Source organism: Nitrospira sp., from assembly GCA_037045225.1.
GTDB lineage: Bacteria > Nitrospirota > Nitrospiria > Nitrospirales > Nitrospiraceae > Nitrospira_A.
Genome location: JBAOHZ010000009.1, coordinates 1146347 through 1170965 on the forward strand (window position 1 = coordinate 1146347; position 24619 = coordinate 1170965).

The following is a 24619-nucleotide window of genomic DNA, read 5'->3' on the forward strand; positions in this document are numbered from 1 at the left end:
CGCCGGCGATTCATGTGGCCACCGGCAGACTCAACGGCGCACCGGCTTCTGCACGACGGAGAGCTCGGTGCCGGGAGGGAAGGCCGAACCCAACTGAATCTTCCGTGAGGGCCCACGCAACGTCACCCGCATCTTCTGCCCGTCCCATTGCCATGTGATGGACCCGCCGGGAAGGGCGAGACTCGATACCGCCATCGGTTGTGACAGCCAGGCCGGAATAATACCGGCGCCGACCACCACCGTCGGCTCCGCCGCTGCTTCATCGAGATAGGCCAGCATGTCCTGCTGCAATAACAGCAGCAACGCCGCCGTTTCATAGTCCGGCGAGACGGCGGTTTCGTTGTGCCAACCTCGCGCGTATTGCCACCCATCCGCCACTTCATCCTGCGTCGGCCGAGGCGCATCCCAGGTATACAGGCCCGGCGACGCCTGATGACTCCAGAGCTGATGAAGCACCGTCCAGACCGCTTCCGGTCGGCCAAACCGCAATGCCCGGTGCGCCTGAGTCAGTTGGGTGGCCGCCGTCGGGGACACCGCAGGAGGCCGATACGTCGTGATCGGTTGCCCCAACGGATGACGTCGTGACGCGGAACCGGCCAATGAACGCAGGCTGACCGGTATGGTAACGCTGTCCGGCGAGCCGTTTGGAAATTGCCGCTGCCAACTCTCTTCCAACTCCCGGGCATGCTGTCGCCAGCGAGCCGCCGGTTGACGCTTTCCCAGCCGCTCGGCGAATTCAGCAGCAGCCAGCAAGCCGCGATAGCTGACCGCATTCACATAAAAGAGCGGCCAGTCTTCTCCGACGCGGCCGACAATCAGGCCGTCCTGCGCCGGTTGAGCCAGCAACGCCGTCCTGGTCTGCCGACCGTGGTTGAAGTCATGGGGAGAAGGAATCCAATAGGGTTCCACCAGTGGTGCCCGGGCCGTCAACATCCCCTCGATACGCTGGGCTTTCCGGAGAATGTGCGGCCAGAGCCACTGGTCGTGCACCGGATCCGCAATGTAGGAGGCCGACTCAGTCAACGCCCAGATGGCCAATCCAGGGGCATCGGCCTCGGGGCCGGAGCCACCGGCAAAATCATGCGAGGCCAGAAATTGCGAGAGAACCCGACTGACGTGGGGATCACCGGCCCGCGTCAGCGCCGCCGTAATGTACGAACCCTGTCGATGCCAGGCACGATAAAAAAACGTGGGATCGCCGGGTCGGGTTTCATCCTCGACGAGACTCATCATGAGGTGCGCGGTTTGTGCATCCATGGAGGTCTGCAGGCGAGGCTCGGGCAGCGCAAGACGCGCACGCTTCGGCAAATGCGTGTAGTAATTCCGGCTGTCGACGGGAGGCTGTATATCGGATACCACCACACGAACCTCGCCGTCGGGTCCTGCTGAAGGCGCCGCAAACTTCATGCGGGCATATCCCCAGCCCGTCTCGCCATTCCAGGATTTGGCCGGTGACTGCGCGATCATCCAGTCGGACGTATTCTCATCTCCCAGGGTGATCGCATCGGGCGTAGGCGTGGCTTTCACCGCCCACCGGTGATTGATGCCAACCTGCGTCCCGTCAGAGTCCAACACCGTCACCGGACCTCCAGACGGGCCCACGCTTCGAATGACAACCGCGGGAATATAAGTCGTGTAATTTTTGAACCGCAGCTCCCAATGCGTGGCATCCAAGCGCGACCAGGTTGCCTGATAATAGGGTGTCTGCGTCACGATGGCCGGAATGTTCGGATGCGTCGAGGGCGCGAATCGCTGCTGGATATCGCTGAGCGGCACCGTCTGGCTGGTCACGACCGGCAATCCGTCGGCATCGCAGAGCCAGAGCGAGACACCGAAACTGGGGACATGCGGGCTGAAGTCTCCGCCCGGCTCGTGATAGGCCGCGCCACCCTCGGGAGCGCCCGGCAGCGCCAGCGGCACATGCCCCACCGAGCGGGGCCAGAGTCGATCCGGATCTTTCTGCATCATGTTCGTCATCAGCTCACGCTGCGGCGTAAACTGCGTCGCCGAGCGCGTGGCCTCCTGAAACTGTTGCCAGTTGTTCAGGCCGGCACAGAGCGCGAGCAACGCGGCCAGACCCACCACCACCCGACGGCCTGGACTGATAGCCCCCAAGGCGGCAACGGCAAGGAGGAGGGGAAGAAAATTCAGGCTGTAGACGAACGTTTCCTCTCCATAGAGGAGGTGCAGCAGCATCTCAAACCCCAGCAGGCCGGCCAGAACGAGGCGGAACCGAAGATGCTGCTTGAGGGTGATCAGCCGCCACAGCCCATTCAACAGCAAGGCCGACCAGAGCCCGACGGCCAGCAGCCCCAGCGGCCCGGACGATCCCGGGCGAGAAAATTGAAACGTCAGCCGTTCGGACAGGCGAAACGAATCGGTCTTGGCCTGGGTGTACGCATCGTCTTTCATGAATCGGACATCCGGAGCAACCATCGTGTGGAAAATGATGGAGGACAGGACGTTGGCCACGCCCCCGGATTGAGGATGATTGATGAACTCCGTTTCTTCCCGATGGCCGATAAAAAATTCCGCCGTGGGAAAGATGAACTTCTGCACGCCCCAGAGCAGGACCACCACACACAACGCATTAACGGAGAGTTGCACCGCCTGCTTCCAGGGCCATCGAACCAACGTCACCAGTAGGCCTGCCATCCAGTTCGTCACGGTAAAGCTGAGCGTCAGCGCACTCGCGATCACATAGGCCGTGGCGCCGAACGGCCGCTGTTCAGCACACAACAGCAGTACGAGAGCCAGCATGATCGAGAGCGAGCCCCAGGAATAGGAATTGGGCACCGGAAACCAGAACAGCGCCGAGGCGCTGCAGAGCCCGAGCAGCGTAAAGACCGACGCATCCGGCCTGCGACAACCAAGCAAGCGGAACAGCAGGTATGACGTCCCGGCCCATAGCCCGCCGATCACGCCGCTCACGAGCACCACCGCGCGAAGCGGAGTGGTCGCCAAACCATGTTTCAGCAGGTAGACCGGAATGAACGTGAGCAAGGAGAACAACGGGTGGACCGACGTCCGATAGTGGTCATCATGCACACGGGTCATGTTCGAGATTTCTCGCAGCGTATCGGCTTCGAACCAAAAATCCATCGACTGAAACAAGAATGACGGCATGGATCGGGCGAGCAGCAGGCACGCGCCCGCAACGAAACTCGCCACCAACGCAGCCACGATCCAATCGATCCGATCCACAAGCACCGGCTGATCGGGCCGGCCGAGAGCGGGCGGAGCGTCCAAGCAGGCAGGCTCTGCGTCGGCCCCAGGGCGGGACAGCAACCGGAATCCATGATGAGTTTTGACCAGATCCATTACGCGCCGAACCCCTCTGTACAAATGACCCACGACGCGACCCCGAGAGACGCGCCAAGGACCGACGATTTATACGGAACAACTGAAGCCCGCTGTCGGCTTCGAGCGAGGAAAACCCGCCGAGAGGAGAAGCATCCGTGCGGCGAGAATGTTCTCGTCTCGCTCTGCACTGGACCGGCTTGCGGCCGTCAGGGACGTACCCCTCCATAGCTAACGGAGCAATGCGCTGAGATCAACCCTCCGCGCCAAAAGAATCGCTTCCACTCACAATTTTGTCTTCCTCCTCCTCACGAATCGCTCCACGACTGCGACAATGCGTCACAATCGAACAGACTGCCAGGTCTCCATGCGCGCATCACACCTGCCCATGCGTCACATATTGAATATGACGAGAAGAGAAGGAGAATGTTTCCGGCCCCAGACATTTTTATTTGAGCAGACCCCCTCATGTCGCACTTTCAGCACTCGCCTGTTGGGACGACGACCTGGAGAAGGCCACGCCCAGCAGGGAGGAAGCCGAAGGCCATGGCCCGCCGCGCAATACGCAAATCTTCTTGAGCCTCACAATGAAGCGCCTATACTGACAAGCACAACTCCCACACTGGGCTCAGCCCCATCAATCGTATGCAGACACCCCCATCCCTCTCACGCCGTACGGCACTCACATGTGCGGCAGCCGCAGTCGGTTCCCTCGCCGTTTCTTCCTGGACAAGACTCGTGGACGGCTCTTCGCCGCTGGCATCACTCCTGAATCTTACCAACAGGGCCGAAGCCGGCATGATGCCCGAAGGCTCGCACACAACCATGGCGACAACTCAGCCACCGATAGCGACGCGCTCGAATTTCCATGCGGTGTACGATGACCTGCGGGCCCGCGACCGGTTCTTCCTGTTTCTGCAGAACGTCTACCACCTCTATCCCGAAAGTCCGTTTCATCAATTGATCATCGACACGACCGGGGAATTGCGGTCCGACCAGGACATCTATCGCACATTGCAGGAGCGGCTTACCGGCATCAAACCCTTTCTCTCCGAAGTCACCTACGGCCTGCCCGCGCTCAAGAAACAACAAGCAGAGATGGCCCGCCAGACGGCGGATCTCCTCGGCAACACGCGCAGGCTCTCCGGCTATGTCGAGATCGGCACCACGGGACGTTACGCCAACGGACTCCGCAAGCTGATCCCGATCGACGGGCCGCTCTATATCGTGAACGATCTGGAGCCGGGTTTCTCGCCCAACGACATCGCCGAGCGCGGACAACTGACGACGCTCGGCGAGTACGTCCCGATGGGCGACTACGATCCATTCGACGGCAACCTGATTCCATCCGAAAGCGTCGACTTGGTGAGCAACTTCATCGGGTTCCACCACGCGCCGAAAGAGAAGCGGGCGCGCTTTATCGAGTCGGCTTGGCGGGTATTACGGCCCGGTGGACGGCTGGTCGTGCGCGACCACGATGTCGATAGCCCTGAAATGGAGGCCTTCGTCGCCCTGGCGCATGACGTCTTCAATGCCGGGCTCCACATCAGCTGGGCAGACAACGCGGCACAGGTTCGGAACTTCACATCGGTCCCGCAGTTGGAGCAGGCGCTCGGCACGGTTGGATTTCAGAAATCCAACGCGATCGCCCTCCAGGCCCATGATCCGACGAAAAACACCTTGATGGTCTTTGTCAAACCCGGAAGCAGACCGCTGTAACACGATGTTCATCCCATATCGCCTCCTCGCGGCCCTGCTCATCTGCGCCCTTCCGACATCGCCCCTCGTTGCGACTGCGGGCCCCATCGTCAACGATGTCACACAGATCAATCCGATTGAGGTCGATCAGGTGGCCGTGCCGACCACCATCGACGAGGTGCGTACGCTCATTCGCACCCATCGCGGCCCCATCTCCATCGGCGGCGGCCACTTCAGTATGGGCGGCCAAACGGCGTCGGAGCACACACTGCATTTAGATATGCGCGGGCTGAACCACGTCGTCACATTTTCGCCGGAGTCGAAAACCATCACGGTGGAGGCGGGCATCACCTGGCGCGCGATTCAAGAGGTGATCGATCGGTCCAATCTGTCGCTAAAAATCATGCAGTCCTATTCCAACTTTACCGTCGGCGGATCGCTGAGCGTAAACGTGCATGGACGCTATGTGGGACAGGGCCCGTTGATTGGGTCCGTTCGATCCATCAAGGTCGTGCTCGCCGATGGACAGTTGGTGGAGGCCAGTCCGACGGAGCGCCCCGAACTCTTTTTCGGCTGCATCGGAGGGTATGGCGGGCTCGGCGTGATCGTGGAAGCCACACTGAACTTAGCCGACAATCAGAAGGTCGAACGTCTGGTCGACCGCATGCCGGTGACGGCCTACCGGGACTATTTTGTCCGCCAGATCAAGCCGTCCAAGACCGCCATCTTTCACAACGGCGACATTTACCCGCCGGACTACAACCAGGTGGTCGCCATCACCTGGGCATCAACGGACAAGAGCGTCACGGTCGAGGATCGCCTGATGCCCAAACAGAACCAGTATCCACTCGACCAACTGGCTTCGTATTGGCTATCGGAAATGCCCCTCGGCAAGTCTTTGCGCCAACACGTCATTGATCCGCTCCGATTGCGCGGCGACGCGGTCGTGTGGCGCAACTATGAGGCCAGTTACGACGTTCACCAGCTGGAGCCGCCGTCGAGGGAATCATCGACCTATGTCCTGGAAGAATATTTCGTCCCGGTGCAGCGGTTCGATGAATTCGTGCCTAAGATGGCCGAAATTTTCACGCGCTACGATGCCAATATCCTCAACGTCTCTATTCGTCACGCGACGCCGGATCGTGGATCCCTCATGGCCTGGGCGCGCGAAGAAGTCTTTGCCTTCGTGATCTATTACAAACAGGGCACCAGGCCGCACGAGAAAACGGCAGTCGGCATTTGGACCCGCGAGTTGATCGACGCCGTGTTGTCGGTCGGGGGCACCTACTACCTCCCCTATCAACTCCATGCGACGGAAGACCAGTTTCATCGGGCCTACCCGAGAGTCGCCGAATGGTTCAACCTGAAGCAGCGCCTCGACCCCGAGAATCGGTTTCGCAACAAACTGTGGGACAAGTATTACCATCCCACGATGGCGGCAGTCTCGTCCGTGGCCCAGCCATCGGTGGTCACCCCTTCAGCCGAAGACATAAAAAAAAACTCCGCGCATTGACCGCGCACACCCGTAGCAGGGATCAAACCTTCCTGACGCTCCCCGAATGGTACATCGTCTATAGCGCCGACGAGTTCGGCCGCTTCGTTCAAACACACTCCCCCAGCGACTTCCCCTACTTCAAAAGCATCCGGCAGTTCTGGTGTCTCTACCGACAAGTGCTTCGCGAAACGTGGAACGCCCCCTCCTTCAATTGGGGGTACCACGTGATGATCGGCGTGATCGGTTCGAGCTTTACCGCCGAATATCTTCTCAAGGGAACCTATGAACGTACGATCGGTGCCCTGACCACCTGGTGGGACTCAGAGGGCCCCTGGCAGGCCAGAACCAGGGAAGATCGGTTCATGCAAACCGTCGCCAAAGACTATTCCACCTTCATCCATACGACCCCCTGGTACGAATACCCGTTTTGGTCGAAACTGCAGCACCTGTGGAGCCTGACCGGTCCGGTCGAGGGAAGCGTGGTCCGCCGCTGGGAACGACGACTGGAGGGTACGATCGAGTTGCTGGTCAAGGCAGCCTGGGGCTGTACCATCGGCTTCGGCACGCAAGCGGGATACGATCCGGAGACGATGGAGATTCAGGCCTGGGTAGAGCAGGGGGCGGAAGATCTTACCAAGATGACTCCCGCCCTCAAGGTTGTGAGCGACCTCGGAGACCACTCGTATCTCGTCTCCCTCCCACGATACGAACCGTTCACACAGGCGGTGCAAACCCTCATCCGCCGCGATGCGCGGCTGGTTGAGGTTGCGGGCAACGCAGAAATTCTCATGACTATTATCGCGCCGCAGGAGTGGCAGGACCTCCATCACCTGGGCCTGCCGGTGTGTGAATGGACGATCCTTACCGAGCCAGAACGCAAGCGTGTGGCGCTGCTCGTGCCGATCGGCCGATTGCACGAGACGCTCCCCGCACTCGAACGCGACGGGCTCATCATCGACCACCTGTATGACTTCTAGCCGGAGGTCGACCCGAGCCTCACTTGAGAGACGCCATCCCCTCGTTTCAGCTTCAATAGAATTTGCTCGTGTCCCACGATGCGGAACGCCGCACACTTCTCGCACCGCGGAACAGACTCCAGGTAGAACGCAGTTGTTTCGAATCAGGCACTGTGGTGAGATGATCTCCATGGGAGATTTTCCGACACTCCGTACTGAACGGCTGCTTCTCCGGCAATTCCATGCCTCCGATGCCGATATCGTGCAACGCCTGGCAGGGACGAAGGAAGTGGCCGCCGGCACACTGCTCCCCCACCCCTATGATGCGGACACGGCGGCAAGATGGATCGCACAGCAGCAAGAGAACTTTGTTGCGGGCACCGCTCTCAGCTTTGCCATCGTCCTCGCTGAAGAGGGACAACTCATTGGATCAATCGGGATGGAAATCACCCGCGAGCACCAACTTGCACGACTGACTTACTGGCTGGGCCTGGCCAACTGGAACCAGGGCTACTGTACCGAAGCAGTCCAGGCAGTCCTCGACTACGGCTTCACCCACCTCTCGCTCCATCGCATCTACGCCCCGCACTTTCACAATAACCCGGCCTCGGGACGTGTCTTACGAAAAGTCGGGATGACCCACGAGGGCCGCATGCGCGAACACTACATTCGGTTCGGGGAATTGGTTGATGTCGAGATCTACGGGATGCTGCGGAAGGAGTTCGTGAGCCGGCAATCCGGCCGGCCGTAAGTGGAAGGGAGCCCCTGCAAAAGAAACCGGGCGCGGCTAGGAAGCCGGGGCTCTGATAAAGACTCTGCCCTGGGTGCAACTTCAAGGCGACAGGATCTGTATCGATTCAGATAATACGTACGCGACCGTGGCAAACACCTTTACTGCATGGTCGCAACGAACGTCATCGGGAGAGCCTTCGAACGTGAGGCGCCCTGCCGGAAAAATCAGGCTTGAAGCGCGCCGAAGAGACGACAAAACCCCGCCTCTCCCAGCCAACATATCCAACCCCGTGCGTGCAGAATACCAGGCTGGTGCTGTGTTATCCTGAACAGGCAATCAGACGGGGGATCACGATGTTTCTCTCCCGGAGTTCGCTGACATACGCGACGCTCTTCCTACTGGGCTTCACTGCCCAGGCCGTCACGGCACCCACTAGCCTCGCGTCCATCTACGCCTATACCGACGAAGCGGGCGTCCGGAACTTCACGAACCAACTCGACGCTGTGCCGGAGAAGTATCGAAACCGGATGACGTCCTTAGATCTCGACCTCCCTCCGGCTATTCCCGCTGTTCCGACACCCCCCGCAGCCGATGCACCGATGCAGGCCGCCGATGTGCAAACCGTCTCCGCCAGCGGCGAATATCGCATGGGGAATTACGACACCCGCGCAGACGGCGTGCGCCTGGCGGTTGAAGCCGCCAAGAGAGATGCCCTCGAACAGGTAGCGACGCATTTGGAGAGCGTGACCGAAGTGCGGGACATGAACGTCACGCGGGACGACATCCGAAGTTACACGGCAGGCATCGTCAAGGTCTTGGAGGAGACCATCACGACCAGAGTCGAGAACGAGAGCATCGTGATCCGTGCCGATCTGACGGCCGAGATCGACCCGCATGAAGTCGCGCAGGCCATTGTCGCCCTGCGGGAAAACGACAGCGCCACCAACGAACTCATGGCCCTCCGCGCCGAAACCGACCGGCTGCAGGAACAGCTGGACGCCACCAACCGTGCGCTGGCCGCCGCCCCGTCGCCGGACGAGGTCCAGCAACTGAGCCAACAGCGTGATGAGATGTTGAACGACCTGCAGGCCACGGCCCTCGTCTCACAAGCCTGGACGAGTTGGGCCTACCCCACTCTAGGGTTCTACTCCTCTCCCTGGGTGGCAGGACCCGGCATCAACGGCTTGCTGCTTCAAGCACAGCGCCTCTCTCCTCGGCATCGCCACCTCGCACGTGCACAACAGTCCATCATGGCGCAGACCGGCACGATGCCCACCCTTCCGCCTCACGCGCCTGGCCTTGCGTCGCGCCGATCGTTACTCGTGCCATCTGCCTCTTTCATGCACAGTCGTCACGCGCCTCCCCTGCTCAACCAACAGGGGCTGCCTGCCAAAGTGGGCGACATCGTGACCATCCCCTCACCGCGAGCCGTGCCGCCGGTGATCCACCGATCTTCACCACAGCCGCAGCCCTATCAGGTCCATCCCAACCATTTCTGGCGCCCCAGTCCTCCGAACATTCAGACGTCACCATCGATCCCTCAACAACGCCCCTCCGTCAGCTCACGCCCTTCCGGCAGCTATGCCGGACATGGGGGCGGAGGCGGACACTCACACGGAAACGGCGGCGGTCGAGGCCGCTGATCGAAGAGCCAAGGCCGCATGTCGCGAGTGTTATCTCGTGTCTAGACCTTCAGCCATACCCATCTGCACTGGCCTTGGACAATTCAGAAGCTTCGTCCCCGATTGATAGATCACCAACCTCGGTTGAGCCGCACAGAATTCTTTCACCACCCAAGCCGACAGCATGTCGTATCGACAGTGATACGCCGATGTATCTGATTCAATAAACCCAGCATTCCGCCGCCACGCGCCCGGACGAGAACAGAAACTCGTTAACGCTCTAATCCAACAGCGTATTTTTTCTTCAGTCTGGTTAGGAGCGGTTCTTGCTGTCTCGGTACTGAGAACCGACACTCTGCGATGCATACCGCGAATACAATGTTTCTGCGTCGCACGTATTTTTTCACCACCCCCGAGCGCGCGAAGAACGCCTCGGCATAAAACGGAGGATCCCATGCCACATTCATTTTCAGATGGGCAACTACTTCAGCAGTCGATTCGACGTCGGTGGGGAGTGATCGATTGGGACCTGCACTTTCCCTGGTGGCGCCACCCCGCCAAGGTCAGGATCCTGATGTACGCGGATGGCAGTGTGCACTTCAACGGTGGATCGTTCCTCGGCCTTCAGTATGTCTACACCTTGCTGAAGACTCGCGCCTATTCCTACGTCGACTTTTCACTCGACTTTGCACACCGCACAGGCGGCGATCCCACTGCGACCGTTGCCGGCGCCAAACTGCTGACCGATCCTGCACTCGACATCATGAACAAATACGACGAGATCTGGTTTTTCGGTTATGACTCGACTCCAAACTTGACTCCTCCCGAGGTGACGCTGTTGACCCAGTTCATGGCGGCTCCGAAATTCGGCGGAGTCCTCGTCACGGGGGATCACGACAATCTCGGCAAAGGGATCGCCGGCCAAATCCCGCGAGCCGGCGTGATGCGTCAATATCCAGCACCGACGAGTGCCACTCCGGTCTGGAACAACACTGTTGAGGAGGGGCCTGATCCTGGTGCTACCTACGACCATGAAGATCAATCAGATGATCGGCCACAGACCATTCGCTATCGACGCTATGCCGTTGCCTCCCCGTTTGTCCTCGCACGGCGCTATCGGCCACATCCCGTACTCTGTGGGCCAGACGGGCCGATCGATGTCCTACCGGATCATCAACACGAGGGGGAGGCCCTCGCTCCCGCACCAGCGCCGGGAGACTTAAGCTGGCCGACAAAAGCAGGGCACCAGGAATCTCCGCAGGTCATCGCCTGGGGAAAAATTAAGGACCCGGGCGCCGATAAGCATGGGCAGGAAATTGGTGTGATCTCAGCCTACAACGGCCATAACGTCGACGTCGGACGAATTCTTGCCGATTCCACCTGGCATCACTGGTTCGACATCAACCTGACGGGTATTGCGACCAGTCCGTCGCCCTATGCCGGATTCGATGAAACACCGGCTGGTCAAGCCGCGCTGAAAAAAATCGATGCCTATTTCCTGAATTGCGGAGTCTGGCTGGCGCCCCCGGCTCGGCAGACGGAAATGAAGCATGCCGCCTGGTGGTCAATCCTGTGGTCGGACCGCATGGTGGAACTGTCTCCACAGGCATCGCTGGCTCGCCTCGGCGAAGAAGCGATCAATGTGCTGGGACTCCGAGCCGCACGCTGCACGGTGAGCGAATTTATCTTGGATTGGCCGATCTTCAAGGAAAAGATCCCACAGTGGGAATGGCCGATGCTCTTCGAACGGTTCCAGTTGATCGACCTTCCATTCGAAAAATACGTCGCCGGCGGGATACTCAAACACCTGCTGCAGGAAGTTGGCCCGCTGAATCCGAAACTCTCATTTCCGGACAAGGCTATCCAGGATGACATCTTGCAAAAGGTCATGCGAGCGGGAGTCGAAGAAGGGATGAGTACATTAACCAAGCAACTCCGCCAGGAGGCCGCACTCGTGGCAAAGTTGACTGAGAGCGGGTTTCGCGCAGAGGCCGTAGATGGGCGAGTCCGGCGAATGGTCGAGGAAGTGGTCACGGCCTGATAGCAACAGGTCGGAATCAACACAAACCCGGCGCTCGCCTCGTGACCAGCGAGCGCCGGCCGCGACGGCTGATGACAAGTCAGGCTCGGAAGCTCAGGATATCCCGTGCTGTTCACGGCCGATGCGGCCGTCGTACCGGTTGGTGGATTTGAAGAGTTCGTACCGGCCATCCCTGGCGTACTGCGCGACTCTGGTGCGCAGGCCATCCATCTCGGCCAGGGTCATGGGCGTGAAACGGCGGGCAATGTCGAGATTTTGTTGGAGGACGTGCGGCGAATCGATGCCGCTGACGAGCGAGGCAATCGGCAGGCTCAGCACATACCGAATCGCTTCTTCCGGCGTCACGATCCCTTGCTTGATGGGCTCCGCATTGCCGGTCAGACTTTTCATACCGAGTGCGGCGATCCCGCGTTGATTCAGGATCGGCAACACATCCTGCTCGAAGCTCCGGTAGGTGCCGTCAAAGACATTCAACGGTAACTGGCAGGTATCGAACGGGAACTCATGCGCCAGCATCTTGAGATGGATCTGCGGGTGTTTGTGACCGGTGAAGCCGATGAACCGCACCTTGCCCTGCCGCTTGGCTTCGAGCAGCGCCTCAGCCCCGCCGTTGGGCACGAAGTGTCGATCAGGATCGTCTTCATACACAACTTCGTGAATCTGCCAGAGATCTAGGTAGTCGGTCTTCAACCGGCGAAGCGACTCATCGAGTTGCTGCAGGGCTACTGTCTTATCACGTCCGTGCGAGCAGACCTTGCTCATGAGCACGACCTGCTGCCGCCGTCCCCGCAGCGCCTTGCCCATGAGCTCTTCCGACCGCCCGCCGTTGTATTCCCAGGCGTTGTCGAGAAAGTTCACACCGGCATCGATGGCAGTATGCAGCAGCCGGATGGCGTCGGCATCATCCTGGATACGACCCCAATGGGCTCCGCCGAAACAGAGCGCCGACACCTGCACGCCGGTCTTGCCCAGCGCACGGCGCGGAATGTCACCCGTCGAGCTCCTCGAAGGCGGAGCCTCTGCGGCCATGAGCTCGGCCACGCGACCGGCCCCGCCAAGCGCCATCACCGATCCCGCAACGCCGAACCGTTTCAACAGTTGGCGACGATCGAGTGAGAGAGACCAGATCGATGTGTCTGACTTCTTGGGCGCCACCAAAGACCTGCCCTGCTGGAGGTGGACTGTGTAGGCTACGATCAGCCCATGACATTGACAATCATCCCGCTGCGCGGCGGCATCACCGCGGCCCCGCAGCGGGGAACAGGGTCGAATGATCGACCGTTAACAGATCAGCGATACGGTCGATCGCAAGATCGGCAGCAGGAAACGTCCGCAGCGCCTCAGGATCCGTGGCATAGTGTCCCTGACGCGGAAACACGGTCGTGACCCGCGCGCCCCAATGGGCCTTCACTGCCGTCAGGATGCGCAACTTGTCGTCGACCAGCACATAGTGATCGGCAGGATACCGCTGCTCGACATCCTTCAGCTCCAGTTCCTTATGCACGTAGATGAGGACCTGTTCTTCGACGGCGGAGAGGATACCCGACTGTTCGATCTTGAGCGGCTGAAAGACCGCGTCGCCGTCGGTGAGAATCACGGTCCGGCCCCATTGCCTGGCGTGCCGCACAACATCCAAGGCTCGCGGAAACAGCCGATCGGAGAACGGATAGTTCACCAGAAATCGCGAGACGGCCAGGAGATGCGAATCGTGCGGATAGGCCAGGCGATACCGCTGGAGCGCGCCGAGATAATCCGCATACCCCAGCTCTTCACGTAGCTCCTCCAGGATGCGCCAATATTCTTGTTCATGTGCCGGGCCGACCTCCTGCTCCAAATGTTGTTTGAGGTCAGCCGTGACCTGATCGTTATCCAACAAGGTATTGTCGACATCGAACAGTACGACAACCGTGGGCGAGATCATGGCCTATCGCCTCCCGCTCCACTTCCAGTTTTTGATCTCCGGCATATCGGTTCCGTGCGTCAGGATATACGCCTTGTGCTGCATGCGCTTGTCGCGCATCTCCTGCTTCAGATAAGCGGCACGCGCTCCGAGCTGAGGCACGCGGTCCACGACATCGGACACCAGATGGAACCGATCCAGATCGTTCAACACGACCATGTCGAATGGCGTCGTCGTCGTGCCTTCTTCTTTGTAACCACGGACATGCAGGTTGTTATGGTTGGTCCGGCGATAGGTGAGGCGATGGATCAACCACGGATACCCATGGAAGGCGAAGATGACCGGCTTGTCGGTCGTGAACAGCGCGTCGAATTCCTTATCGGACATCCCGTGCGGATGTTCGCTCTCCGGTTGTAGCTTCATCAAATCGACGACGTTGACCACGCGTACTTTCAAATTGGGCTGGGCAACACGCAGAATTTCCACCGCGGCCAGGGTCTCCATCGTCGGCACGTCGCCGCAGCAGGCCATCACGACATCGGGCTCGCTGCCACGGTCGTTGCTGGCCCATTCCCAGATCCCGACCCCGGCAGTGCAATGCAGCACGGCGGCGTCCATATCCAGCCATTGCGGAGACGGTTGTTTGCCGGCCACCACCACGTTCACGTAATCGCGACTGCGCAGACAGTGGTCCGTCACGGACAACAGTGTGTTCGCATCAGGCGGCAGATAGACCCGGATCACATGGGCATTCTTATTCACCACATGATCGATGAAGCCGGGATCCTGATGGCTGAAGCCATTGTGATCCTGGCGCCAGACATGCGAGGTCAGCAAATAATTGAGTGAGGCGATCGGGCGCCGCCAGGCAATCTCGCGCGAGGACTTGAGCCACTTCGCATGCTGATTGAACATGGAATCGACGATGTGAATGAACGCCTCATAACAATTCAAAAACCCGTGCCGTCCCGTCAGGAGATACCCTTCCAGCCAGCCCTGACACAAGTGCTCGCTCAAGATCTCCATGACGCGCCCGTCGTGCGCCACATGTTCGTCGGTGGGAAGGATCTGCTCCGTCGAACAGCGATCGGTCACTTCAAACGCCGCGCCCCAACGGTTGGACGCCGTCTCGTCCGGTCCGAACAGCCGAAAGTTGTGCGGGTTCACCTTCAGGACATCGCGCAGAAATAGTCCCTGCACCCTGGTCGCTTCGGCCTCCGCGACGCCGGGCTTCACCACCGGCACCGCATACTGGCGGAAGTCCGGCAGTCGAAGGTCACGGAGAATGCCGCCGCCGTTCGCGCAGGCAATGGCACCCATTCGTCGCTCCCCGGTCGGCGCCAGGTCGGCCAATTCCGGCATCAACCTCCCCGCTTTATCGAATAACTCTTCGGGCCGATAACTCTTGAGCCATGCTTCCAACAACTCGACATGCCCGGGCTTGTCCATCTCTCCCATCGGCACCTGATGGGAGCGGAATGTTCCTTCCGTCGGTTTCCCGTCTACCTCCTTGGGTCCGGTCCAGCCCTTGGGAGTCCGCAAGACGATCATGGGCCAACGTGGCCGGCCGGTAAATCCCTTGGACCGGGCCTCCTGTTGTATCCGATGGATCGTCGCGACGATTTCGTCCAGGGTGGACGCCATCAATTGATGCATCGTAGCCGGATCATCCCCTTCAACGAAAAACGGCTGATGGCCGTACCCGATCAACAGGGATTTCAGCTCGTCCGGCGGCATGCGTGCCAGCACGGTCGGACCGGCGATCTTGTACCCGTTCAAATGCAGAATCGGCAGCACGGCCCCGTCCCGCACAGGGTTCAGAAACTTGTTCCCATGCCAGCTTCCCGCAAGCGGACCGGTTTCGGCCTCCCCGTCTCCGATCACACACGCCACCAACAACTCGGGATGGTCGAAGGCCGCTCCATAGGCATGGGCCAGGGAATAGCCTAACTCACCGCCCTCATGAATAGAGCCGGGCGTTTCCGGCGCGACGTGGCTCGGGATGCCCCCGGGAAACGAAAACTGTTTAAACAGGCGCTGTAACCCGGCTTCGTCCCGCGAGATGTTCGGATACACCTCGCTGTAGGTGCCTTCGAGGTAGACATTTGCAACCAGGCCAGGACCGCCGTGCCCGGGCCCCGCGATGTACAGCACTGAAAGATCCCTGGCCTTGATGATGCGATTGAGATGGGCGTAAATAAAATTCAACCCGGGCGTCGTCCCCCAATGGCCGAGCAAGCGCGGTTTGATATGCTCCCGTTTCAACGGCTGTTTCAGCAGCGGATTGTCGAACAGATAAATCTGTCCGACCGAAAGATAGTTCGCCGCTCGCCAGTAGGCATGAATCCGTTGTGCCAACTCGGGGCTCAGCGGCCGATTCGCCTGCGTCGTCTGATTCATGGGTTCCCTTTCTCAGGTTTGGACTGTCCGTGACCACTCACTCACAACCGGCCGCCCACGACCGGCAGGGCAACCGTCCGGCATCGTCAACAGCCCACATTTAATGCCAGCAATCGGCACACCGATTGCGCAATCTGACGTTCTTCGTCGGTACGGATCACCCGCACGGTCACGCGACTCGCCGGGCTTGAAATCACGGCGGCATGGGCCTCGTTGCAATGCGGATCCAGTCGGATGCCGAGGAACTCCAGGCCTTCACACATCCGCGCACGCACGACGGCGGCATGTTCCCCGATGCCGCCGCTGAACACTACCTGGTCAACCCCGCCGAGTGCCGCCGCATAGGCCCCGATCCACTTTTTCCCCTGGTAACAAAACAAGGCCACGGCCTCGGCCGCACGGGGATCGTGGTCCTCCTGAGCCAACAGATCGCGAAGGTCCGGGCTGGTCTCCGACAGCCCCAGCAAACCGGATTGCGCGTTGACCATGTGATGAAACTGTTCCGCCGTCATGCCTTCGGTCCTGGCCAGATACGAAACAAGACCCGGATCCAGATCGCCGGACCTCGTGCTCATCGGCAGACCGGAAGTCGGAGTAAAACCCATGCTCGTATCGATACTGACGCCGTCTCGCACTGCGGCCAGACTGGCGCCATTTCCCAGATGGGCGAGGATCACCTTGCCGCGAGCCGCGTCACGGCCGGCGACCCGCTCCAGCTCCTCCATGAGATAGGCATAGGAGAGCCCGTGAAATCCGTAACGTCTGATACCCAGTTTTTCATACCGGCGAGGAATCGCCAGGAGACGCGCCGTCGGCGGCAGATGCTGATGGAAGCCTGTATCAAAACAAGCCACTTGCGGCACCTGCGGATATTCGGTGGCGAATGCTTCGATCAAGGTAATCTCGGCCGGAAGATGTTCCGGGTCGTAGGGGCTCAGCCGCCGCAACTCCTCCATCACCTCGGTGGATATCACCTGGGGGTCTGCGTAACGACTTCCGCCATGCACCACCCGATGACCGATCGCCTGAATGGACAATCCCTTGCTGCGCTGCGCGAGTTGATCACGAAGAACCCGGACAGAAGCCACGTGGTTCGGCACAGGCACAACTCGCCGCTCCTGCTGTCCGGTTACGACATCGGTGACGGTGACGATCCCATCCGGAAGCCCGATGCGCTCAATGTGTCCCGTCGCCGTCCGAACCGACACGGCTCCAAGACGAAACAAGGCCCACTTGACGCTGGATGATCCGGCGTTGAGGGTGAGGACTGCGGGAGAGGTGTTTCCAGATTCAGTCATCGTTGCTCGATCCTCTACACGTCAAGATAGAGCGAGAATGAGTTCAGTGCAACCGAAAATCCACAGTGTTCCCTGACTGCATCGTAGGTATTCTGCCCACGCGCGCCAGGGAAGAGTACTAGTTTCGAGCGGCACTGAAATCGGCTATCGTAGGAGCATGATCCTACACATTCTAGCCACACTCCTCCTGCTCCTTACGTATCCGGCACATTTCGGTTTTGCCGCCGATCCGACGAGAGAGGTCGTCCTACTGGGCGGTACGATTCTCTCGATCGATCAGGAAGCCCTGACCATCACCATTCAAATGCCCTCAGGAGAATCACAAGCCCTCCCGCTCATCAACCGTCGCCTCTTGCAAGGCCTCGGCATCGGCGACCATGTGAGTTTTGAGCTGGATGAGGAAAACCGGTTGATCAAGATCACCAAATTGCCAGTCGACCCGGCCAACTGACCGGATCTGACCACCGCGCCGCTCCCCTGCGACACGCCCAAATCACCCTACAGGCTCCGTCGGTTTCTCAGACGGGAGATTCTTGTATAATGCCGCCCATTCTCTCATCGAGGACATACCTTCACCCTCATCTGAAACGGAGGCCGCATGAACCCGGGCAGCGATCGACTTCTCCCTTCCCTCGTCTTCGCACTTCTCGCGTACACCCTCTACTCGCCCATCGAGGCCCGGGCAGCTGAACCGACCGGTGACGCAGTCACCACACAGGCGCTGGAACGACTGATCGAGCAGTACATTCGAAGCCATCCCGAAGTCATCGAGCAATCCCTCCAGTCGCTGGAAAATAAACGCGCGGCAGAAGAACAAGAACGACAGAAAACTGCCCTTGCCGCACATCAGCAGGAGCTGCTCCATGATCCGGACTCGCCGGTGAGTGGAAATCCAGCCGGGGATGTGACCGTGGTGGAGTTCTTCGACTATCGCTGCGGGTATTGCAAACGCGCGGCCTCGGCCTTGACTCAACTCCAGCAGAGCGACACAAGGGTGCGTGTCGTCTACAAAGACTTTCCGATTCTTGGAGAGACCTCTGAATTGGCGGCTAAGGCGGCACTCGCCTCAAATCTGCAGGGCAAACACCAGGCTTTTCATGAGGCCTTGCTGGCGACGAAAGACGATCTCACCAAAGAGCACCTCTTCCATATCGCGCAAGAAGCCGGCATAGACGTGCATCGACTCGATGAGGACATGACACGACCGGAATGGCAACCGATCATCGAACGCAATCGCGCCCTCGCCAAAACCCTCGGCATCACAGGCACGCCGGCCTTCATCGTCGGCCACGATCTCGTGCCCGGCGCCTTAGATCTGAAAATGCTCCAGGAATTGGTGGCTCACAAGCGCAAGCAGTGATTGCCTGCGCCCGCCTGATTGTCTGATATGTGACGGGAACAGAGAAGACCTATCGAAACCAGACGGGAACGCGCTCAGACCCTAACAGGCTGCGAATTGGCTCGATTGAGGCGCAATGCGCATGATCGACTGATGCGCCCGTATGGCGGGAAATCGAGAGGGGGCGTCTCTACTCTCAGTTGTACGCCACGAGCCGTACACGCTTCCCCAGACGAGATACGCTTCACGCTTCACGGGTCCAAAGGCCGCCGCTGGCGGACTTTTTCCGCATCCTGCTACACGCAACTGCGGGAGAGCCCCTTGGCTCTCCCGCAGTCTTGGTGATTAGGACCGGCACTGCATCCATTGGCGGCACTTACGGAAGGTGATGCCGCCTCCTCACCACTATCGAGTTGGATTCGAGGTTCGGGAGACAGTGGGATCTCCCGACTCGAGCCCCGCCCGCTTGATGGAAGGCGCCTGCTGACTCAACGGGAGGATCCGTTGATCGTCATGCGGCAACACCTTCATCAATCCCCACTGCCCTGATTGGGCGTAGGGCAACCGTTGGTTGCTCCAGACATAGTCACCCGGGAGGCGGAAGCTTCCGCCGGCCGCCGGAATGAACGCATCGAGGGTCTCCGACGCGGAGAACTCCACGACGCTGATCTGGTCGGCACCGCGCATGAACGGCTCGATCGGCCACTCATGCTTCTCAACGCTGAACATCCCGTTCTGCTCATTGCTCGCCCCGAACACATGGATGCGCACCGGATCTCCGGCATGCGCCTCGATGAGCGGCGTCGCAATGCTCTCGGGTTTATCGACCGAGCAAGGCTGGAAGACCTTGCCCAACGTGCAACCGTTGGACTCCCGGAACTTATACGGTTCCGAGCGGTAGTTGACGGCCGTCAGACCCGCCGTGTTTTGCACGTAGGGCATGAAGCTCGTCCCGATGATGTTGTCTTCATCCTGGAAGAACAGGGCCACATCGCGGTAGTTCTGGCGATGTTCATACCCCTGAATCGTCCGATCCACAATCACGTCGGCGACCCAGCTGTTCTTCGTAGAAATATCCGCACCCGTCTTCGGATCGCGATACGTGGCCCCCTTCGGCCCGATCACGATACCGCCGTAGAGTCCATTACGCGGATTGGTCATCACATTCCCCCAATCCCACACCAGGGAGGCAGTCTCCCCGATGAACGGATCGGCGTAGTACGTGTACGTACGGCTCTCACCCGGAGCAACCGTTTGCTCGCCCGGATTATTGCCGACGTTCGCACCCAGGGAATCCTTCGGATCGAACGCCAGGCCCAGCGCCGAGAAAGACGCCCGACCCTGCTTCATCTTGTTGGTCAACTTGACCTTGAGACAGTCCCCGACGTTGGCGCGCAACGTCAGAGGCATCGGTTGCACACCGGACGCCACGGCCGACACATCCTCTTCCAAGGTGTAGATCTTGGCATCGGGATTGACCATCTGAATCGTCCGCTCGAAGTCGACCTCGATAGCATCCGGTGCTTTCGGGTTCAACTTCATGGACGGGAAATCGATCGCCACGACGTTGAAATTCTTCACCGGGGCCTCGGCAGGACACACGGCCAACGATTTGGGAATTTCATTGCGGCCGCTGTACCCGGCCGGCAACTTCTGCAGATCCGACACATCCTTATCGAGAACCCGCAAGATGCCCCAGGCACCTTCCGAGAACTTGGACGAACGTCCGTTGAAGTGGATGTAGTCGCCCGCCTGCAGTCTCGGTCCGCCCGCCTGCGGCACCACCAAGTCGTACCGCTCGGCAATGCCGACATGGATCGAGTTCTTCCGATTCGCGTCACCGGCATACCGCTCAGTCAGATAGGTATGTCCGGAGAGCGTCCAGACCATGCTTTCATTGGTCATGGTCTGCAACAACCGGAAGACCACCGTATCGCCCAGGTACGCGCGTACCATCGGCGTGTATGGATCGCCGTGCACAGCGCTGCTGAAGAGTTTCGACATATCCGGATTGGCCGCCATACGGCCGGAGATCGGCTCCGCCCGGAAGTTCAGGCTGCCGCCCGTCGTATGCGTGCCGCCGTTCAGGAACGGCATCGGCGTCATCTTGATATGGTCAGGAATCGGGAAGGAAATCGTCTTGCCCGCTTCCAGCGCCACCTCAACCGGCTGCCCCGGAGGATTACCGGCCGTCACGATATTGATCGTGTGCGGCACACTGTCGTTCAACTGCACGAGCAACTCACGGAAGCTGCCGTTCACCCCGTAGCCCACAGGCTCCGCGGTGCGGATGTCCGCCAACGGACCGCTCCGGATCGGCGCTCCGGTCTTGGGATTGTGATACGTCGAACCGACCGGCTCCACGATCATCGTGCCGAATCCGCCGTGGCCCCAGGTAATTCGGCCCAACGCATGATCGTGCCAGAACACCGTGCCCACATCGGAGTCGACCCAGAACCGCTGCCGAACGAACTCAACCGTCACGATATCCTTCACCGGATGGTCGTTCTTCAAGGGGCGCACCAGGGTGATCTCATTCCCCTTAATCGACTTGATCCGGCCGACTTCATTCCCGCCGACATTGTCCGCGCCGATCAGGATTTCGATCTCCGGATGATACTGCGCCGCGTTCTTGACGGTAATGACTCGCTCCCCCTTCTTCGCCGCCTTGGTGAAGGTGGTGTTCAAGGGCAAGGGCAACCCCTTGTCGGTCTTCTTCTCCAGCATGGTAAACGGACGCACCGACTGTTCGTTCGAGAAGCCGGTGATCACGCCGTCCGACGACTGGTTGTCGAACTGCAGGAAATGCCAATGGGTATTGACCTTCGACGCATGAAAATTCGAGAAGTCATCGTCATCCCATTCGCTGGTCAACATCCAATCGACGCAATCGTAGATGTTGGACCGCACGACCAACGGAAACTTCAGGTCGTTGTTCTTCCGAACGGCGGCTTCTTCTTCGTGCAACACATAGATCAACCCGCCTTCATCCATAATCGCCGGCGTGTTGCCCTGCTTATCGGCCAACATCATCGGCGTGTGAATGAAGTGCACGTTGTATTTTTTCGAACCGGCATTTTCCGGGCACAGGCTCCATCGCCCGTTTTCTCCCGGCTTGGCCGGGTAGGAACTCGGCAACCCGTCCTCTTCCAGATGGATCATCTCTAGCCACGGGGAAGGATTGTGGCCTTTGGAGAACGGCACCCGGCGACCGAAATGCGGCTTCAAATGCGGCCAGGACACTTTCCCGGTCGTCGGTTCGAAGACGATCGGGAGTCGCTCGTTCGGATGCGCCGACTGATAGCGCGGATTCGGCACCGTGTTTTCAGGCTCGGTCATGGCGCGATGGCCCTGCCAACCCCAGTTCAGCACACTGGCGTCGTACGACTTGGTCTGCTCACGCTCATCTTTTTTGTGACCAGGCAAGCCCTGCGGCGGAAACTGCATCTCGACCCAGTCCTTCACAGTCACTAGAGCCGGGGTCGCCTTCCAATCGGTCTTGCCCTTCTCGATGATCGTGAATTGCTTGCCGAACCAATCGACCGTCTTGCCGATCAACTCGTCGGAGGTGACACCCACCTTGATCCGGCCCTTCCGGTCCGGCAACTCCAACAGGTCCGGCATCACATCGTTGTGGTTCGCGCCCTGCTGAATGGTGTTGTACACGCGCCAGTAGCCCCACATCCCCGCGATGTAGTGATGGGCCACGTGGCAATGGAACAGGAAGTCTCCGGCCAGCTGCTGGCAGAGACCTGATCCGCACTCGGTTTCCAAGTCCATCGTCTCCGACGGACCGATCACTTCCACATCCACCCGATCGGACTTCGTCCGGATCACCGGATATTTCACCGGGCCGTTCTTCGCCGTGTGCCAGAGCGGCATTTCATCGATCGCCCGCGGGCTGCGCGGCCAACGGATTGACCCTCCGTGCGGATGATGGGAATGGAACACTTCCGACCCACCGTGCACCAACCGGAACTTGGCCGGGTCACCGAGATAGCTGCGCGGAATGGTCGTGGCTGGATCGCCAAACGTGTAGGCGCTGTAGGCCATCGACTCGTCTTCGAAGCCGAAATATTCATGCTGTGTCTGCATGTTGTCCACGCCGAACGGCTCGCTGCGGTAGTTCAACGCGCGGGCCACCGGGCGATAGACGTCGGTCAACGGATCGCGTTGCGGAATGAAGTCGCCCTTCTTATTCAATGGGCGGAACGCTTCATCGCCGACCTCGTGATAAAACAGCACGAACTCACGAAAGTCCGGGCCGGTTCCATTCTTAATAATCGCCTGCCAGCCGCTCTTGGTGGGCTGAGGATCCCCGGTGCCCAACGGCTCCAGATACTCCGAGCCTTTCGGTTCGATCACAAACGACCCGAAGAGGCCCATCACGGTCAATTCGCGGTCGTTGCTGTACGAATGGAACTGGCGGCTCCCCTCCTGCTGCGTAGGCGGAATATACCATTCCATGTCCACGGCCTTTCCCGGTCCGGCAATGCTGTCCGGATTGGTGGTGCTGGCCGGCTGACCCGTGGCCGCCATCACCATGCTGGAGCCGTGAATATTGAGACTGACCTCTTCCGTGCCCTCCAGCGCATTGCGGAGCGTGAGCTTGACGCAATCACCCTGGTTGCCGCGAAGGACCAACGGCTGAATCCATTGATTCTGCAACCCGTTCATCACCGCGCCCGGGTTGTAGCCTTCCACGTCACGCGCTTCTTTGTTCTTCGTTTCTTCCGCGCGAACCTTGTCGATGTTTTCCGTCAGCACGTACATATAGCCGGGATAAAAATCGAGCCACATGTTCAGCGTGATCTCGACGTTGATCGCAGAGACGTCGTACGAGCGCACCGGGGCAGTGACCGGGCAGCGTCCGCCGCCAATCGACACGGGCTCGGCGGAAGGATTGGACATCAGAAGGATGTCCTGATTACCCGCACCGTACTGGTGCATCATGTTGATGTTATTGTACTGGCCGCCGGTCCGCTGCACCTCGGCGTCATGCACCATTTGCTCGTTGATCTTTTCCATGATGCGCTGGTGTTGCCGCTCCATCATGGCCGTCCGCTCGACGTGCCCTTCCTTGGCATCCTCGACAATGGTCTGCCCCTTGAGCTGCTCCGCCCAAGCCGGCTGATTGTGCGCCGCGACATGCAAGTCGGTCGGCTCCGCCGACGCGACGTGGAACGCCCCGATGCAGACTGTCGGGAGCATCGCCCCCAGCAGATACTTCCAGGCTGCCCGGGACCTTCGCTGACTGTACTTCTTCGGCCCGCTTCGTACCGATCTCATTGACCTACCTCCTCTTGAAACCATAAACACCGCACCACGAGACTGCCGCGAGCGGTGCAGGTCCATGGGGACCTGCACCTCATGGAGTGGAAAACTCCGGAGGCCGGTCCATCGTCTTCCACTACCTTGCTCGCGATCACTGCCACGATGGCGCGTCCCCCACTGCACGTATAAAGACGAGCACCCTAGTAGCAACTCCCGTTCCAGCAAGATCAACGTCAAAAAAGCACACTTTTCCTTGGGAATTTCAGGCAACGAAGGGGCGGTCGCTCACACGAATGGGGCGCAAGCGCCCCATCAAAAATGAGTGCGAGACGAAAAGAGATTGAATTTAGAAGCGAATGTGACGTGTCAGAAAAGTTTGTCTCAATGGGACTTCGACGCCCCATTCATCGGGGCGGATGGAGCGGCATTCATCACACCGTGAACAGACACGGTGAAGGCGTGATGGGAAACGGTGAGTGATCGGTATCGGTCCCTCGCGAGCAGGCAATCATACTGAGACCGTACGGTGAGCCTCGCCGGACGAGAGAATCGGACGCCGGAGC

14 protein-coding genes are annotated in these 24619 nt (G+C 59.6%); 8 read left to right on the forward strand and 6 right to left on the reverse strand.

The features are described from left to right. Positions 1 to 30: 30 nt before the first annotated feature. A complete protein-coding gene (locus tag V9G17_06055; GenBank protein ID MEI2752148.1) occupies positions 31 to 3321 on the reverse strand; it encodes a hypothetical protein in 3291 nt (1096 codons plus the stop codon). A gap of 804 nt (positions 3322 to 4125) precedes the next feature. Here V9G17_06055 and V9G17_06060 point away from each other — a divergent pair. From V9G17_06060 to V9G17_06085, 6 genes are all read left to right on the forward strand, one after another. Further along, positions 4126 to 5019: a methyltransferase domain-containing protein gene (locus V9G17_06060; protein MEI2752149.1), complete on the forward strand. Its 894-nt coding sequence runs from the start codon at positions 4126 to 4128 to the stop codon at positions 5017 to 5019. A 4-nt stretch (positions 5020 to 5023) separates the two neighbouring features. Then, the gene (locus V9G17_06065; GenBank protein ID MEI2752150.1) at positions 5024 to 6511 is read left to right on the forward strand and encodes an FAD-binding oxidoreductase; all 1488 of its coding nucleotides are present in this window, start codon (positions 5024 to 5026) and stop codon (positions 6509 to 6511) included. Then, entirely contained in the window at positions 6508 to 7470 is a 963-nt protein-coding gene (locus V9G17_06070; GenBank protein ID MEI2752151.1) for a hypothetical protein, read from the forward strand. The genes V9G17_06065 and V9G17_06070 overlap by 4 nt, the downstream gene beginning before the upstream one ends. Before the next feature lie 169 nt (positions 7471 to 7639). Further along, positions 7640 to 8200 (forward strand): GNAT family protein, encoded by a 561-nt coding sequence (locus V9G17_06075; protein ID MEI2752152.1) that lies wholly within the window; start codon positions 7640 to 7642, stop codon positions 8198 to 8200. A gap of 335 nt (positions 8201 to 8535) precedes the next feature. Next, positions 8536 to 9825, forward strand: coding sequence for a hypothetical protein (locus tag V9G17_06080; GenBank protein MEI2752153.1), 1290 nt, complete (start codon positions 8536 to 8538; stop codon positions 9823 to 9825). 433 nt (positions 9826 to 10258) lie between these two features. Beyond that, positions 10259 to 11845, forward strand: coding sequence for a hypothetical protein (locus tag V9G17_06085; protein ID MEI2752154.1), 1587 nt, complete (start codon positions 10259 to 10261; stop codon positions 11843 to 11845). Positions 11846 to 11938: 93 nt separating this feature from the next. Here the strand turns inward: V9G17_06085 and V9G17_06090 are convergent, their stop codons facing one another. The 4 genes from V9G17_06090 to V9G17_06105 all read right to left on the reverse strand — a co-directional run bounded on the left by V9G17_06090 (position 11939) and on the right by V9G17_06105 (position 17443). Then, entirely contained in the window at positions 11939 to 13000 is a 1062-nt protein-coding gene (locus V9G17_06090) for an aldo/keto reductase (GenBank protein ID MEI2752155.1), read from the reverse strand. A gap of 82 nt (positions 13001 to 13082) precedes the next feature. Next, positions 13083 to 13766 (reverse strand): HAD family hydrolase, encoded by a 684-nt coding sequence (locus V9G17_06095; GenBank protein ID MEI2752156.1) that lies wholly within the window; start codon positions 13764 to 13766, stop codon positions 13083 to 13085. A 3-nt stretch (positions 13767 to 13769) separates the two neighbouring features. Then, positions 13770 to 16145, reverse strand: a complete 2376-nt coding sequence (locus tag V9G17_06100; GenBank protein ID MEI2752157.1) for a phosphoketolase family protein — start codon at positions 16143 to 16145, stop codon at positions 13770 to 13772. Between the two features lie 86 nt (positions 16146 to 16231). Beyond that, positions 16232 to 17443, reverse strand: a complete 1212-nt coding sequence (locus V9G17_06105) for an acetate/propionate family kinase (protein MEI2752158.1) — start codon at positions 17441 to 17443, stop codon at positions 16232 to 16234. Between the two features lie 157 nt (positions 17444 to 17600). Here V9G17_06105 and V9G17_06110 point away from each other — a divergent pair, with 157 nt between their 5' ends. Next, a complete protein-coding gene (locus V9G17_06110) occupies positions 17601 to 17894 on the forward strand; it encodes a hypothetical protein (GenBank protein MEI2752159.1) in 294 nt (97 codons plus the stop codon). 147 nt (positions 17895 to 18041) lie between these two features. After that, entirely contained in the window at positions 18042 to 18803 is a 762-nt protein-coding gene (locus V9G17_06115; protein ID MEI2752160.1) for a DsbA family protein, read from the forward strand. A 384-nt stretch (positions 18804 to 19187) separates the two neighbouring features. Here V9G17_06115 and V9G17_06120 read toward each other — a convergent pair whose 3' ends face one another. Further along, entirely contained in the window at positions 19188 to 24071 is a 4884-nt protein-coding gene (locus V9G17_06120; GenBank protein MEI2752161.1) for a multicopper oxidase domain-containing protein, read from the reverse strand. Between the last annotated feature and the right edge of the window lie 548 nt (positions 24072 to 24619).

What these genes read in the sequence shown, in the direction of transcription:
- V9G17_06060 (MEI2752149.1), top strand. Translation starts at nt 4,126, where the DNA reads ATGGCGACAACTCAGCCACCGATAGCGACGCGCTCGAATTTCCATGCG.
- V9G17_06100 (MEI2752157.1), bottom strand. Translation starts at nt 16,145, where the DNA reads ATGAATCAGACGACGCAGGCGAATCGGCCGCTGAGCCCCGAGTTGGCA.
- V9G17_06085 (MEI2752154.1), top strand. Translation starts at nt 10,259, where the DNA reads ATGCCACATTCATTTTCAGATGGGCAACTACTTCAGCAGTCGATTCGA.
- V9G17_06095 (MEI2752156.1), bottom strand. Translation starts at nt 13,766, where the DNA reads ATGATCTCGCCCACGGTTGTCGTACTGTTCGATGTCGACAATACCTTG.
- V9G17_06075 (MEI2752152.1), top strand. Translation starts at nt 7,640, where the DNA reads ATGGGAGATTTTCCGACACTCCGTACTGAACGGCTGCTTCTCCGGCAA.
- V9G17_06120 (MEI2752161.1), bottom strand. Translation starts at nt 24,071, where the DNA reads ATGAGATCGGTACGAAGCGGGCCGAAGAAGTACAGTCAGCGAAGGTCC.
- V9G17_06055 (MEI2752148.1), bottom strand. Translation starts at nt 3,321, where the DNA reads ATGGATCTGGTCAAAACTCATCATGGATTCCGGTTGCTGTCCCGCCCT.
- V9G17_06065 (MEI2752150.1), top strand. Translation starts at nt 5,024, where the DNA reads ATGTTCATCCCATATCGCCTCCTCGCGGCCCTGCTCATCTGCGCCCTT.
- V9G17_06115 (MEI2752160.1), top strand. Translation starts at nt 18,042, where the DNA reads ATGAACCCGGGCAGCGATCGACTTCTCCCTTCCCTCGTCTTCGCACTT.
- V9G17_06105 (MEI2752158.1), bottom strand. Translation starts at nt 17,443, where the DNA reads ATGACTGAATCTGGAAACACCTCTCCCGCAGTCCTCACCCTCAACGCC.
- V9G17_06080 (MEI2752153.1), top strand. Translation starts at nt 8,536, where the DNA reads ATGTTTCTCTCCCGGAGTTCGCTGACATACGCGACGCTCTTCCTACTG.
- V9G17_06110 (MEI2752159.1), top strand. Translation starts at nt 17,601, where the DNA reads ATGATCCTACACATTCTAGCCACACTCCTCCTGCTCCTTACGTATCCG.